The sequence below is a fragment of the Paracoccus sp. PAMC 22219 genome (assembly GCF_000787695.1).
Classification (GTDB): Bacteria; Pseudomonadota; Alphaproteobacteria; order Rhodobacterales; family Rhodobacteraceae; genus Paracoccus.
Genome location: NZ_BBPH01000004.1, coordinates 1 through 12137 on the forward strand (window position 1 = coordinate 1; position 12137 = coordinate 12137).

General features: G+C 68.6%; 12 protein-coding genes, 1 tRNA gene and 1 pseudogene. 3 read left to right on the forward strand and 11 right to left on the reverse strand.

Annotation, left to right across the window (positions count from 1 at the left end):
* Nucleotides 1-30 precede the first annotated feature (30 nt).
* Complete coding sequence (locus tag TY51_RS01325) at nt 31-1881, forward strand: ABC transporter ATP-binding protein (RefSeq protein ID WP_042244853.1); 1851 nt, start codon at nt 31-33, stop codon at nt 1879-1881.
* On the opposite strand, the gene TY51_RS01330 is transcribed toward TY51_RS01325, so the two are convergent.
* Both TY51_RS01330 and TY51_RS01335 read right to left on the reverse strand, forming a co-directional pair.
* Nucleotides 1878-3254: a GntP family permease gene (locus TY51_RS01330; RefSeq protein WP_042244856.1), complete on the reverse strand. Its 1377-nt coding sequence runs from the start codon at nt 3252-3254 to the stop codon at nt 1878-1880. The two genes, TY51_RS01325 and TY51_RS01330, sit on opposite strands and share 4 nt — an antisense overlap.
* Before the next feature lie 103 nt (nt 3255-3357).
* Nucleotides 3358-3434, reverse strand: a tRNA-His gene (locus TY51_RS01335).
* Between the two features lie 100 nt (nt 3435-3534).
* On the opposite strand from TY51_RS01335, the gene TY51_RS01340 reads away from it, so the two are divergent.
* On the forward strand, nt 3535-3750 hold the full coding sequence (locus tag TY51_RS01340) for a DUF6324 family protein (protein WP_042244859.1): 216 nt from the start codon (nt 3535-3537) through the stop codon (nt 3748-3750).
* On the opposite strand, the gene TY51_RS01345 is transcribed toward TY51_RS01340, so the two are convergent.
* Nucleotides 3731-4192, reverse strand: coding sequence for an MmcB family DNA repair protein (locus tag TY51_RS01345; RefSeq protein WP_042244862.1), 462 nt, complete (start codon nt 4190-4192; stop codon nt 3731-3733). The genes TY51_RS01340 and TY51_RS01345 overlap by 20 nt on opposite strands.
* Before the next feature lie 99 nt (nt 4193-4291).
* On the opposite strand from TY51_RS01345, the gene TY51_RS01350 reads away from it, so the two are divergent.
* A complete protein-coding gene (locus TY51_RS01350; RefSeq protein WP_042244865.1) occupies nt 4292-4639 on the forward strand; it encodes a RidA family protein in 348 nt (115 codons plus the stop codon).
* Here the strand turns inward: TY51_RS01350 and lpxB are convergent.
* From lpxB to TY51_RS22375, 8 genes and pseudogenes are all read right to left on the reverse strand, one after another.
* Nucleotides 4623-5777, reverse strand: coding sequence for a lipid-A-disaccharide synthase (gene lpxB, locus TY51_RS01355; RefSeq protein ID WP_042244869.1), 1155 nt, complete (start codon nt 5775-5777; stop codon nt 4623-4625). The genes TY51_RS01350 and lpxB overlap by 17 nt on opposite strands.
* A gap of 63 nt (nt 5778-5840) precedes the next feature.
* Nucleotides 5841-6650 carry an LpxI family protein gene (locus TY51_RS01360; RefSeq protein WP_042244872.1) on the reverse strand — a complete coding sequence of 270 codons (810 nt, stop codon included), beginning with the start codon at nt 6648-6650 and terminating at the stop codon, nt 5841-5843.
* Nucleotides 6647-7435: an acyl-ACP--UDP-N-acetylglucosamine O-acyltransferase gene (gene lpxA / locus TY51_RS01365; RefSeq protein WP_042244875.1), complete on the reverse strand. Its 789-nt coding sequence runs from the start codon at nt 7433-7435 to the stop codon at nt 6647-6649. Before lpxA ends, TY51_RS01360 begins: the two co-directional genes overlap by 4 nt.
* Nucleotides 7428-7904 carry a 3-hydroxyacyl-ACP dehydratase FabZ gene (gene fabZ, locus TY51_RS01370; RefSeq protein ID WP_042244878.1) on the reverse strand — a complete coding sequence of 159 codons (477 nt, stop codon included), beginning with the start codon at nt 7902-7904 and terminating at the stop codon, nt 7428-7430. Before fabZ ends, lpxA begins: the two co-directional genes overlap by 8 nt.
* Before the next feature lie 60 nt (nt 7905-7964).
* On the reverse strand, nt 7965-10103 hold the full coding sequence (locus TY51_RS01375; RefSeq protein ID WP_231558843.1) for a hypothetical protein: 2139 nt from the start codon (nt 10101-10103) through the stop codon (nt 7965-7967).
* Nucleotides 10051-11139: a DUF4159 domain-containing protein gene (locus tag TY51_RS19965; protein ID WP_052649642.1), complete on the reverse strand. Its 1089-nt coding sequence runs from the start codon at nt 11137-11139 to the stop codon at nt 10051-10053. Before TY51_RS19965 ends, TY51_RS01375 begins: the two co-directional genes overlap by 53 nt.
* Nucleotides 11055-11462 (reverse strand): hypothetical protein, encoded by a 408-nt coding sequence (locus TY51_RS22370; RefSeq protein ID WP_052649644.1) that lies wholly within the window; start codon nt 11460-11462, stop codon nt 11055-11057. Before TY51_RS22370 ends, TY51_RS19965 begins: the two co-directional genes overlap by 85 nt.
* Nucleotides 11459-12137 (reverse strand): annotated as a pseudogene (locus TY51_RS22375) (LytTR family transcriptional regulator); the annotation flags it as partial. The pseudogene TY51_RS22375 and the gene TY51_RS22370, both read right to left, overlap by 4 nt.

Sequence of the window (12137 nt, forward strand, 5' to 3'; positions counted from 1 at the left end):
CCCACGCCCGCCGCACCGAGGCCGCCTGAGATGCCGCCCGACGCCCCCGCGACGCCTGACTATGCGGCGCGTTGGGCGGCGCTGAAGAACATCCCGCCATTCCTGGCGATGGTCTGGCGGGCCAGCCCCGCGCTGACGCTGGCGATGATCGTGCTGCGCCTGATCCGGGCGCTGGTGCCTGTGGCGATGCTGTGGGTGGGCAAGCTGATCATCGATCAGGTCGTCGCCCTGTCGTCGTCGGGCGGGCCCGATACGCTGTCGGGCTGGTGGGACAGCGGTCTGGCCGATACGCTGATTGCGCTGGTGGCGCTGGAACTGGGGCTGGCGGTCGCGCAGGACGTGCTGGGGCGGCTGGTCGCGTATGTCGATGCGCTGCTGCAGGAAAAGCTGGTCATCGACATCTCGATCCGGCTGATGGACCACGCGGCGGACCTTGATCTGGCGTCGTTCGAAGATGCCAGCTTTCAGGACCGCCTGGACCGCGCGCGGCGCCAGACGATGGGTCGCATCCCCCTGCTGAACCAGCTGATGCAGCAGATGCAGGATACGGTCACGGTCCTCAGCTTTGGCGTGGGTCTGGTGATCTACAACCCCTGGCTGGTGGTGCTGCTGGCGCTGGCGCTGATCCCGTCCCTGATGGGAGAGATGCATTTCAACGCCCGCACCTATGCGCTGAACCATGCCCGCGCCGCCGACCGGCGCGAACGCGATTACCTGCGCATGATCGCAGCGACGGCCGAGACCGCGAAAGAGGTCAAGATCTTCAGCCTAAGCCCCTGGCTGCGCGACAGATACCTGACGCTGGCCCGGCGGTTCTATCTGGAAAACAGGGTGATCCAGCGCCGCCAACTGTCGGTCATGGCGGTGCTGACCGCGCTTGGCACGCTGGCCTATTACGCGGCGTTTCTGTGGATCATCGCACGGACCCTGACGGGGCAGCTGTCCATCGGTGATCTGACCTTCCTGTCGGGCAGCTTCCTGCGCCTGCGCGGGTTGCTGGAGGGGCTGCTGTCCGGGTTCTCCAGCATGGCGGGTCAGGCGATGTATCTGGACGACCTGTTCGACTTCTTCACCGCCGTCCCGGCCATCGCCAGTCCGGCGAACCCTCTGCCGGTGCCGATGCCCATCACGCAGGGGTTCCGGTTCGAAAACGTGGGCTTCCGCTATCCGGGGCGCGACGATTGGGCGATCCGCGGCATGACGCTGGACCTGCAGGCGGGCGAAACCGTGGCTCTGGTCGGAGAGAACGGCGCGGGCAAGACCACCATCGTCAAACTGCTGGCGCGTCTGTACGACCCTGACGAAGGCCGCATCACGCTGGATGGGCGCGACCTGCGCGATTACGATCTGGACCAGCTGCGCGGCACCGTAGGCGTGATCTTTCAGGACTTCGTGCGCTATGCGGTGACGGCGGCGGAGAACATCGCCATCGGCCGCATCGACGCGCGCGATGACCGCCCGCGCATCGTCGCCGCCGCCGAACGGTCGCTGGCCGATCAGGTCATCGCCAAGCTGCCCAAGGGCTATGACCAGATGGTCGGCAAGCGGTTCGCCCGCGGCTTGGACCTGTCCGGCGGGGAATGGCAGAAACTGGCCATCGCCCGCGCCTATATGCGAGACGCGCAGCTGCTGGTGCTGGACGAGCCCACCGCCGCGCTGGACGCGCGGGCGGAATACGAGGTGTTCCTGCGGTTCCGCGACCTGACGGCGGGGCGGACGGCGCTGCTGATCTCTCACCGCTTTTCATCGGTGCGGATGGCCGACCGGATCATCGTGCTGGAGGGCGGCATGGTCCAGGACCAAGGCAGCCACGCCGAGCTGGTCGCCCGGCCCGGCCGCTACAAGGAACTGTTCGAGCTGCAGGCCCAGGGGTACCGTTAAAGCACGGTCCCCAGCACGATCACGGTGATCAGCGCGATGACCGGGATCATCACCGCCACAACAAAGATGTCGGGATAGCTTTTCTTGTGCGTCAGCCCGGTGATCGCCAGCAGGGTGATGACCGCGCCGTTATGCGGCAGCGCGTCGAACCCGCCCGACGACAGCGCCGTGACGCGGTGCATCAGCTCCATGCTGATTCCCTGTTCCTGGCCCATGGTGGCGAACTGTTCGCCAAGCGTGTTCAGCGCGATGGACATGCCGCCCGACGCCGACCCGGTGATGCCGGCCAGCACGTTCACGGCCACCGACAGTGACGCGACCGGGTTGTTCGGGAACAGGCCCAGCACCGCGTCGCGGATCAGCGCGAAGGCCGGCAGCGATGCGATGACGGCGCCATAGCCCACCTCGGACGCGGTGTTGAAGATCGGCAGCAGCGACCCCATCGTGCCCGAATTGACGCTTTCGCGCAGGTTGGCAAAGCGGCGCAGGTTCAGGCCCACCGCCAGCAGGATCGAGGCGACCAGCGACACGATGATCGCCCAGATGCCCGCGACGGAGGACAGGGTCGTCTCTCCGTATTGCGGTTCGGCCAGATAGTCGGCGGTGATGTTGGGAAAGACGAACCAGGTCAGGACCGCGTTCAGCACGATCACCGACACGACCGGCAGGATCGCCAGCGCGAAGGGCGGCAGGTCCGCGTCCTCGGGCAGCGTTGCGTCTGCGGCGGTGACGGGGTGATCGCCATAGCCCTCGGCGCCAGCCAAGCGCGCGCGGCGGTTCAGCCACATCGTGCCCCCCGCCAGCATGATGATCCCGGCCAGGGTGCCCAGCATCGGCGCCGCAAAGACGTTGGTGCCGAAGAACGGCATCGGAATGGCGTTCTGGATCGCGGGCGTGCCCGGAAAGGCGGTCATGGTGAAGGTGAACGACCCAAGCGCGATGGCCGCGGGCAGCAGGCGCTTGGGGATGTCGGCGCGGCGGAACAGCGCGTTGGCGATGGGATAGACCGCAAAGGCCACCACGAACAGCGACACCCCGCCAAAGGTCAGCACCCCGCAGGACAGCACCACCGCCAGGACCGCGCGCTGCGCACCCAGCCTGTCGACGATCCATTCGGCGATGGACCGCGCGGCGCCGCTGTCGGCCATGACCTTGCCAAAGATCGCGCCCAGCAGGAACAGCGGGAAATAGGTGATGACATAGCCGCCAAGCGAATTCATGAAGACCTGGGTATAGGTCGCCAGGATCGGCAGATCCCCCGACATCACCACCGCCAGCAGCGCCAGCAGCGGCGCAAGGATCAGCACGTTGATGCCGCGATAGGCCAGATACATCAGCAGTATCAGCGACAGAAATATTCCCAGCAGACCCATGCGGCGTCCCTCCCCCAGTTGTGTCGGGGCGCATGGTCTCATGCACGGGATGCGCTGCGCAAGATGCTGCAGTGCAGAAAATGACCGGATGCACGGGGAAAGGTGGTACCGCCTACCCGTCTCGAACGGGTGACCTCTAGATCCACAATCTAGCGCTCTAACCAACTGAGCTAAGGCGGCACAGGGCGGTTCTTTAGCCCCGTGCCCGCGTGGTTGCAAGCCCCGCTTGCCGTGAAATTGCGTCCGGGATACAGAAAGTTTCACCGCGAAAGGACAAGCCATGGGCATCAACAGCGAAAGCGACATCACCGCGAACATCCAGATCGGTCCGACCGACCTTGGCATGGTGCGGATCTATGTGCAGGGAGAGGGCGTCGACCTGCCGATGGATTTCGACCCCGAGGAGGCCACCGAGATCGCCGAGGAGCTGATGGCCGCCGCCGAGGCCGCACGCGCCATGGGCCAGGGCGGCAAGCCTAAGAAGCCCCGGCGATAAGCGCCTCGGGGTCGCACAGCACCTGCAGACGCAGGGCCGCGGCCCGCGCAAAGTCGCGCTGCACCTTGGTGCGGCGCGGACCGGACAGGCGATGTTCGGGGGCCATGCGGGTGATCTCGGCGCCAAAGGCGTCGGCGTGGATCAGGCCCGTCCCCTCGGGCAGCAGGTCGGTCGGGAAATCGCAGTCGACCGCCCAGAAATAGCGGTCGCACCAGTCCAGATAGCCCTGCCACTTGCGGTCGGCCTGAAAATCAGCGCGACAGCTTTTGCATTCGACCACCCACAGCTCTCCCTTGGGGCCAAGGCTGATCAGGTCGACGCGCAGGCCGCGGACGGGGGTGAATTCGGTCAGCACCGCATGGTCAAGACTGCGCAGCAGGCGCCCCGTGCCGCGCGCGAGGCGCTGGCCGGGCATGGCGGGCAAGGGAGACAGGTCGGACATGCGCGCAGGATAGAACGCAAGCGGAACGCCCGCAAGCCGCCTTGCCGCCCCCGCGCCCCCCGTATAGCGTCCGCCCGCATATCGCCAAAGGAGAGCATCATGACCGATATCAAGCGTCTGGAAACCGGCCCGCGGATGAGCCAGGCGGTCATCGCCAACGGCTTCGTCTTTCTGGCAGGCCAGGTCGGAGAGCCGGGCACTTCGGTCACGGACCAGACCACCGCGATCCTGGGCCAGATCGACGCGCTGCTGGCGCAGGCCGGCACCGACAAGACCCGCATCGTGTCCGCCCAGATCTGGATGGCCGACATGGCGCAATTCGCCGAAATGAACGCGGTCTGGGATGCCTGGGTGCCCCAAGGCCACGCGCCTGCCCGCGCCACCGGCGAATCCGCGCTGGCGACCCCTGATTATTCGGTCGAGATCATCGTCACCGCGGTCCTGTGATCGCCTGAAGAACAGAGCGCGCCGCGCGCAGGCCCGGCGCCTCTCCTCCCTTGCCCAAGCGGTCCATGGTCAGGTCCATGGCGTCCAGTTGGGCGCCCCGCTGCACGCGGTTTTCCAGCGCGTCCTGCAAGGCCTGGGCCAAGGGGCCGGGCTGGCATCGGCTGCCCAGGAACTCCGGCACGGCGCGGGTGTCGCTGACCAGATTGACCAGCGTCACGGTATCGGTGCGCAGCAGCGCCCCCACGATCAGCCGCGACAACGGCGCCATGTCATAGCCGATGACCATCGGGATGCGGTTCGCCGCCAGCTCCAGGCTGACGGTGCCCGACGCGGCTAAGGCCAGATCTGCCGCGGCGAAGGCCGCGCGTTTTTCATCCGGCTCCTCGATCACGATGGGGGCGGTGGGCCAGCGGCGGGTCATGTCGCGGATCATGCCCGACACCCCCGGCACCGTGGGCAGGACGACGCGAATCTCTGGCACGCGGTCGCGCAGGCGGATCAGCGCCTCGTCGAAACGCGGGCCAAGGCGGGTGACCTCTCCGCGGCGCGAACCGGGCAGGCACAGGATCACCGGCGCGTCGGCGGCGATGCCGTGGGCGTTGCGGAACAGCTGCGCCTCGTCCGGACCGGCCACGTCGGCGGTCGCGACGGGATGACCCACGAAATCGCAGGTCATGCCCGCAGCCCGCATCAGCGGCGGCTCGAACGGCAGGATCGCCAGCACATGGTCGATCACCTGTGCCATCTTCAGTGCCCGCCCCGGCCGCCAGGCCCAGACAGACGGCGCGACGTAATGCACCGTGCGCAGATCGGGACGCTGCGCCCGGACCAGCCGCGCGACGCGCAGGCCGAAATCGGGGCTGTCGATGGTGATCAGGACGTCGGGGGCGGCATCGATCACCGCCTGCGCGGTCTGTGCGATGCGGCGTTTCAGGTGGCGGTATTTCGGCAGAACCTCCCAGATGCCCATGATCGACAGCTCGTCCATGGGAAACAGGCTGCTCAGGCCAAGAGGTGTCATCGCGGGGCCGCCGACGCCCAGAAACTCCGCCTGCGGGTCAAGCTGGCGCAGGCCCGCCATCAACGCGGCGCCCAGTTGGTCGCCCGAAGCCTCGCCCGCGATCAGGAAATGACGCATGCCATGCCGCCTTGTTGCTGCCAAGTCATGGGTATTGGGGCCGACCCGAAAGGACCAGCCCTTTCAGTCGAGCGCGCCCGCCGCCCACAGGAACAGGCCCGCGGCTTGCGCACGGCGCACCATTTCCGGGCGGTCCAGCACGATCACCTGTCCCGCCGCCCAGGCAATGCCTGCCAGCCCGGCAGCCGCGGCCTGGTCGACCGTGTCGGGACCAATCGTCGGCAGGTCGATGCGCAGGTCCTGTTCAGGCTTGGGCGCCTTGTACAGCACGCCGCGGGCACCCGTAGCGTTCGGGCGCAGATCGGCATGGCGCGCGGCGAAATCCAGCATCGCGGCAGTGCCGGGCAGCGTTTCCAGCGCCAGACACAGGCCCTGCGCAACGACTGCGCCCTGACCTAGGTCCAGCGGGCCGGTCTGAGACAGGATCTGCGCGGCGCAGGCCGTGTCCTTGCGATCGGCATCGGTGGGTGTGCCAATCAGAACCCCTTCGGACGGGATGAGTTCAGGCGCAATTTCTGATATGGAACATATGGAAAGATCATTTTCCTCGAAGATCTCAAGGACGGTGCGCAGGGCCGCGTCGTCGCCCGACTGCATGGCGGTCAGGATGCGCGGGACCAGTTGCGCGGTGCGCGGATCGAACGCCTCGGGGTCCAGGCGCGGGCGGCGGATCGCGCCGGCAAAGACCACGCGCGTCACGCCCTTGGCGTGCAGGTCATCCAGAAACGGCACCAGCCGTTCCAGCTGAAAGGTCGTTGCGGTCAGGCCGTCCGGGGCAAAGCCCTGCAGCGCGAAGACCAGCGGATCGTCCAGGCAGGCGGCGACGGCCGGGGCAAGGGCGCCCTGCCCCGCGATGATGGCGATCCGGCTCATTCGGGCTTGGGCGCCAGGAAGCTGCGGTCCGACGGGCCGAGGATGAAATCCAGCACGTCGCGTTCCATGCCGGTCACCTGCGCCTCGGCGCGGGTGCGGGCGGTGTCGCGGAAGGACCCGCGACCCAGATCGCCCAGCAGCGCGCGCAGGGCGGCGATATCCGCGCGGGTCGCGCCGCGACGCTTCAGCCCAATCAGGTTCAGACCGTCCAGATGCCCGCGCGGACCCTGAACCAGGCCATAGGGGATCACGTCGGCGGTCACCATCGTCACGGCGCCGATCATCGCGCCACGGCCGATGCGGACCCATTGATGCACGCCCGACAGCCCGCCCACGATCACGTCATCCTCCAGCACGCAATGGCCGGCGATGGCCACGCTGTTGGCCAGGATCACCCTGTCGCCGATGCGGCAGTCGTGGCCGACATGGCTGGAGGCCATGAACAACCCGTCATCGCCCACCACGGTCTCGCTGCCACCGCCTGCGGTGCCGGGGTTCATCGTCACGTATTCGCGGATGCGGTTGCGCGCGCCGATCTGCAGGCGGACATCCTCGCCCTTGAACTTCAGGTCCTGGGGGACCTCTCCGATGCTGGCGAACGGAAAGATCACCGTCCCCTCGCCCACCGATGTGTCGCCTGTGACGACGACATGGGATTTCAGCTCCACCCCGTCCGCCAGCCGGACCTTGGGTCCGACCACGCAGAACGGGCCGATGCGGACGCCTGCGCCGATCTCGGCGCCGGGTTCGATCACGGCCGAAGGGTGGATCAGGGCATCAGCCATCCTTGCGGGCCATCATCGCGGTGTATTCCGCCGATGCGCACAGCTGGCCGTCGACCATGGCCTTGCCCTCGAACTTCCAGATCTTGCCGCCGCCGCGGATGGCGCGGCAATGCAGTTCCAGCACGTCGCCCGGAACGACCATGCGGCGGAACTTGCAGTTGTCGATGCCCATGAAATAGGTCTGCATTTCCTCGTCGATGACGTTCATGCTGATGCCCACGACGACGGCTGCGGTCTGGGCCATCGCCTCGATGATGGTCACGCCGGGCATGATCGGGTGGTTGGGGAAATGGCCCTGAAAATGCGGCTCGTTGGCGGTGACGTTCTTGATGCCGACCGCGCCTTCGAACGGAACGATGTCGCGCACCTTGTCGATGAACAGGAAGGGATAGCGGTGCGGGATGATCCGCTTGATCAGCGACAGGTCAGCCTCGGTATAGGGGGCGGGATTGCGCGTGTCGTCAGCCATTTGCGTTCCTTGAGACGGTTTCGTCGGGGTTACCAACCGGGGGGCCGGATGGCAAGCGGGTCAGGCGGGACGGCGCCGCCCCTCGGCCAGCCAGCCGGTCAGGATCAATCCCGCGATCAGCGCCAGCCACGCCCACCCGGGCAGTAGCGGCCGGCGGTCCAGGCCGGTGACGGTCGCGGCATCGCGCGGGGTCACGCCGATCCAGGGGCCGCCCAAGCCGTCGCCGCTGGCAGCCCGGCCCGCGCGCGTCTGGCGCAGGTCCGGCACGCCGTCCGACAGGCGCTGGACCGAACCGCCGCTGGCCTCGACCAGCGGCGCCAGCAGGGGCGCGTCGGCCACGGTTTCCTCGAATTCGCGGGGGGCTGCAGGGCCGAGGGCCAGCACACGGCGCATGTCGCCATCGGCCAGACGGTACAGCCCGGGTTCGGGCGCGGTCCAATCGGCGACGAAGCGGCCCGGCCCGTCGGCGGCCAGCGGAACCTGGGTCACGGTGCCGTCGGGGCCTGTCACCTGCAGCGGCCCGGCGCCGTCCTGCATGGTGCGGCGGGTGAACCGCACGGCCAGCCCGTCGCTGACATCGGCCAGCAGGGCCTCCTCCTCCAGTTCCGGCTCCTTCATCGACCAGTGGGCGATGCGGCGCAGCAGCTCCAGCTGCGGGCCGCCCCCTTCGAAGCCGCGCCCCCACAGCCAGACCTGGTCAGAGGTCAACAGCGCCACACGCCCCTCTCCGACCCGGTCCAGGATCAGCAGGGGCTTGTCCTCGGCCCCGGTCATGGCGACTTGGGCGTCGCCGGTGGGCGTCACCTCGGACATGCGCAGCCAGCGGCCCCAATCGGGGGCGTCGGGGTCAGGACCGCCAAGACCCGCGGTCACCGGATGGCGCCGGCCGTCATCGGTCAGACGCGGCAGGAACGGCTGTTCGATCACCCGTCCCGTCGGCTGCGCGGGCAGGATCGGCCCCAGGGGTGACAGGTGCAGGCTTTCGACCGATGCCATCTCGGGGCCCGCCGACACAAGGATCGCACCGCCCTCTTCGACGTAACGCGCGATGTTCATGTAGTATTCAGGCGGCAGGATGCCCCGAACGCTGTAGCGGTCAAAGATGATCAGGTCGAAATCGTCGATCCGTTCCAGAAACAGTTCCCGCGTCGGAAAGGCGATCAGCGACAGCTCGTCCACCGGGACACCGTCGAATTTGTCTGGCGGCCGCAGGATGGTGAAATGGATCAGATCGACGGCCGCATCCGATTTCAGCAGGTTGCGCCAGGTGCGCTCGCCCGCATGCGGCTCGCCCGATACCAGCAGCACGCGCAGGCGGTCACGCACGCCGTTGATGCTGATCGCCGCGGCATTGTTGCGGTCGGTCAGTTCGCCCGGCGCATCGTCCAGTGCGATCTGCACGACGTTCTGGCCGGCATGGCCAGGCGTCACCGGCAGGGACAGGCTGGTGTTCAGGGGCACGGCGACGGTCTGTTCGTCCTCTCCGTCCACGGACAGGCGCAGGTTCACGCTGCCGGTACGGCTTTCGTCAGGCACGGTGCCCTGATCCTCGACGCGCAGACGGATGGTGACCTCCTGCCCGATCAGGCCAAAGGCCGGGGCCTCCTCGATCACCAGGCGGCGGTCCCAGTCCTGCGGTTGTCCGGTCAGCAGCACGTGCAGCGGCGCCGCCAGCCCTTGAGGCAGCATCTGCGCGTCATGCAGGCGGCCGTCGGTGACGGCGATGACGCCAGCCAGACGGGCCTCGGGTTCGGCGGCAATGGCACGCGACACGGCGGTGGCCAAGGCCGTGCCATCGTCGCTGTCGGCCACCGTCACGCGGCGCAGGTCGGTGCCGGGCAGCGCGGCGATGCCCGCGGACAGGTCGTCCACGGCCTGATCGACCTGCGCGCCCCGCCCCGGCAGGGCCTGGCTGGCCGACCGGTCGTCCAGCAGGATCACGATGTCGGACAGGGCCGCGCGGGTGCCCAGTTCCAGCGCGGGCCCGGCCAGCGCCAGCGCCGCGGCCAGCCCCGCAAGACCACGCCACGCCCAGCCCTGCAGCCCGCGCCACAGCGCAAAGCCCGCGACCAGGACAGCCAGCACGGCCAGCGTGCCGATGGCCCACCACGCAAGGCCGGGTCGAACCGCAGCTGGGTCAGGGATGTCATGGGGCCAGGATCTCCTCGGTCCGCAGGCGGTCCAGCAGGGCGGGCACATGCACCTGGTCGGATTTGTAGTTGCCGGTCAGCACGTACATGATCAGGTTCACGCCGAAACGGGATGCCATCTCTCGCTGGCGGTCACCCTCCCAACCCTGCCCGATCGGAAAGGCGGCATAGCCGTCGGCGTTCACGGCCCAGGCCTCGGCCCAGGAATTGCCGCCGATGATGACCGGGGTGACGCCATCGTTCAGCTGACGAAAGGGGACACCGGCCTCGGCTTCGGCGGCGACGGTCGGGGCCTCGGCCCAGACCGGGTTGCCCTGCCAGCGGCCCGGAAAGTCGTCCAGCAGGTAGAATGTCCGCGTCAGGACGTGATCGTCGGGAATGGGCGCCAGCGGCGGGATGTCCAACGGCGCGGCCAGACGGCGCAGCGCCTGCGACATGTCGGGCCCGCCGACGCCCGCGATGTCGCCGTCGCGGGTGTCGAACAGGATCATCCCCCCGGACCGCAGGAACGCGTTCAGACGCAGATAGGCCTGCGGTCCCGGCGCGGGCTGCGCGTCGGTGATGGGCCAGTAGAGGAATGTCAGCAGCGACAGGTCGTCCTGATCCAGGTCGATGCCGATAGGCTGTCCCGGCTCGACCGATGTGCGGCTGCGCAGGGCCTGCGACAGCCCGGCCAACCCCTGTTCCGAGGCTTGGTCGATGCGCGTATCGCCCGTCACGACATAGGCCAGCGCCACGTCGGCCGCGGCCCGCATCAGGTCGGGGTCCATATCCTGCGCCTGTGCCCGCGGTCCGGGCAGCAGCGCCAAGGCCAGCGCGACCGCGGCCAGCGCGCCCCGCCGACGTCCGCGGCCAAGCCAGGCCGACCCGATCGCATCCAGCGCCAGCAGCAGCGCCACCGCCGCCAGCAGCGCGCCCTTGAGGTCGCGGCCCGGTGTCGCGGCGACGGTTTCGACCGTGGCGCCGGGCCATGTCGCCCGCACGAAGGGGCCGCCCGCGTTCAGCGCCTGGCGCCGTTCGCCCGCCGCATAGATGCCCGCGGGTCGGTCCGGACCCGGCCCCTGCGCCAGATCGGCAGCGGGCACCGGGGACAGGCCCTGGGCGTCGGCCGGGCGCCGAACCCGTCCAGCATGGCCTCGGGCGTCCAGAAGGGTTGGGTAATGTCCTCGGTCGCGGCCTCGGTCGGGGACAGGCGGGCGGTGGCGACAAGGCGGTCCATCATCTGCAGGAACAGGCCCGACAGCGGCAGGTTCGACCATTCGGCATTGGCCGTGACGTGGATCAGCACCACCTGCCCCTGGCCAAGCCGGTCGCGGGTGATCAGCGGGGTGTTATCCGACAGCGACGCGATGGTGCGCCCGGCCAGATCGGGCGCAGGTTGCGCCATCAGCTGCGCGCGCACGGTCACGTCGTCCGGGATGGGCAGGCCCGCAAAGGCCCGTCATCCGGGAACGGCGCCAGTCCGCGCGGGTCACCCCAGGACAGCGCGCCGCCGATGTCGCGCCCGCCCTGGCGCAGCGCCACGGGCAGCAGCGGTTCTTCGGCCAGGCGGTCGTATCCTGCCATGCGCGGCCCCGCAAAGCGGATCAGCAAGCCGCCTTCAGCCACCCACTGCGTCAGGTCCAGCGTTTCGGCCAGCTGCACCTGATCGGCCAGCACGATCACGTCGGGCGCGGTGTCCAGCACGTCGCCAAGCGCGCCCTCGACCAGGTCGGTGCCGGGGGCCAGCGCCTGACGCAGGTAATGGGTCTGGGCCAGCAGCTGCTGCCCCTCGGCCAGCGGGTCGCCCACAAGGGCCACCTTGCGCCGGCGCACGCGGTCGTCGGCCAGAACGACCGCGCCGGCATGGGTCTCGGCCTGGATCTGAAAGCGGGTGATGCGGTTGCGCAGTTCGGGCGGCAGGTCGATGGCCACGGGGCGGACGGTCAGGCCGTCGGCATCGGTCGCATCGCCGGGTGTCAGGCTGGCCAGCGCACGCTCGATCCCTTGGGGGTCGGGGCCGATGGCCTGGATCGCTGGGGCCGCGTTATCGACCGCGGTCAGCGTCAGCGACGGCGTATCGCCCGCCGCCAGCGCCAGCGTC

What these genes read in the sequence shown, in the direction of transcription:
- TY51_RS01325 (WP_042244853.1), top strand. Translation starts at nt 31, where the DNA reads ATGCCGCCCGACGCCCCCGCGACGCCTGACTATGCGGCGCGTTGGGCG.
- TY51_RS01330 (WP_042244856.1), bottom strand. Translation starts at nt 3,254, where the DNA reads ATGGGTCTGCTGGGAATATTTCTGTCGCTGATACTGCTGATGTATCTG.
- TY51_RS01340 (WP_042244859.1), top strand. Translation starts at nt 3,535, where the DNA reads ATGGGCATCAACAGCGAAAGCGACATCACCGCGAACATCCAGATCGGT.
- TY51_RS01345 (WP_042244862.1), bottom strand. Translation starts at nt 4,192, where the DNA reads ATGTCCGACCTGTCTCCCTTGCCCGCCATGCCCGGCCAGCGCCTCGCG.
- TY51_RS01350 (WP_042244865.1), top strand. Translation starts at nt 4,292, where the DNA reads ATGACCGATATCAAGCGTCTGGAAACCGGCCCGCGGATGAGCCAGGCG.
- lpxB (WP_042244869.1), bottom strand. Translation starts at nt 5,777, where the DNA reads ATGCGTCATTTCCTGATCGCGGGCGAGGCTTCGGGCGACCAACTGGGC.
- TY51_RS01360 (WP_042244872.1), bottom strand. Translation starts at nt 6,650, where the DNA reads ATGAGCCGGATCGCCATCATCGCGGGGCAGGGCGCCCTTGCCCCGGCC.
- lpxA (WP_042244875.1), bottom strand. Translation starts at nt 7,435, where the DNA reads ATGGCTGATGCCCTGATCCACCCTTCGGCCGTGATCGAACCCGGCGCC.
- fabZ (WP_042244878.1), bottom strand. Translation starts at nt 7,904, where the DNA reads ATGGCTGACGACACGCGCAATCCCGCCCCCTATACCGAGGCTGACCTG.
- TY51_RS01375 (WP_231558843.1), bottom strand. Translation starts at nt 10,103, where the DNA reads ATGTGCCCGCCCTGCTGGACCGCCTGCGGACCGAGGAGATCCTGGCCC.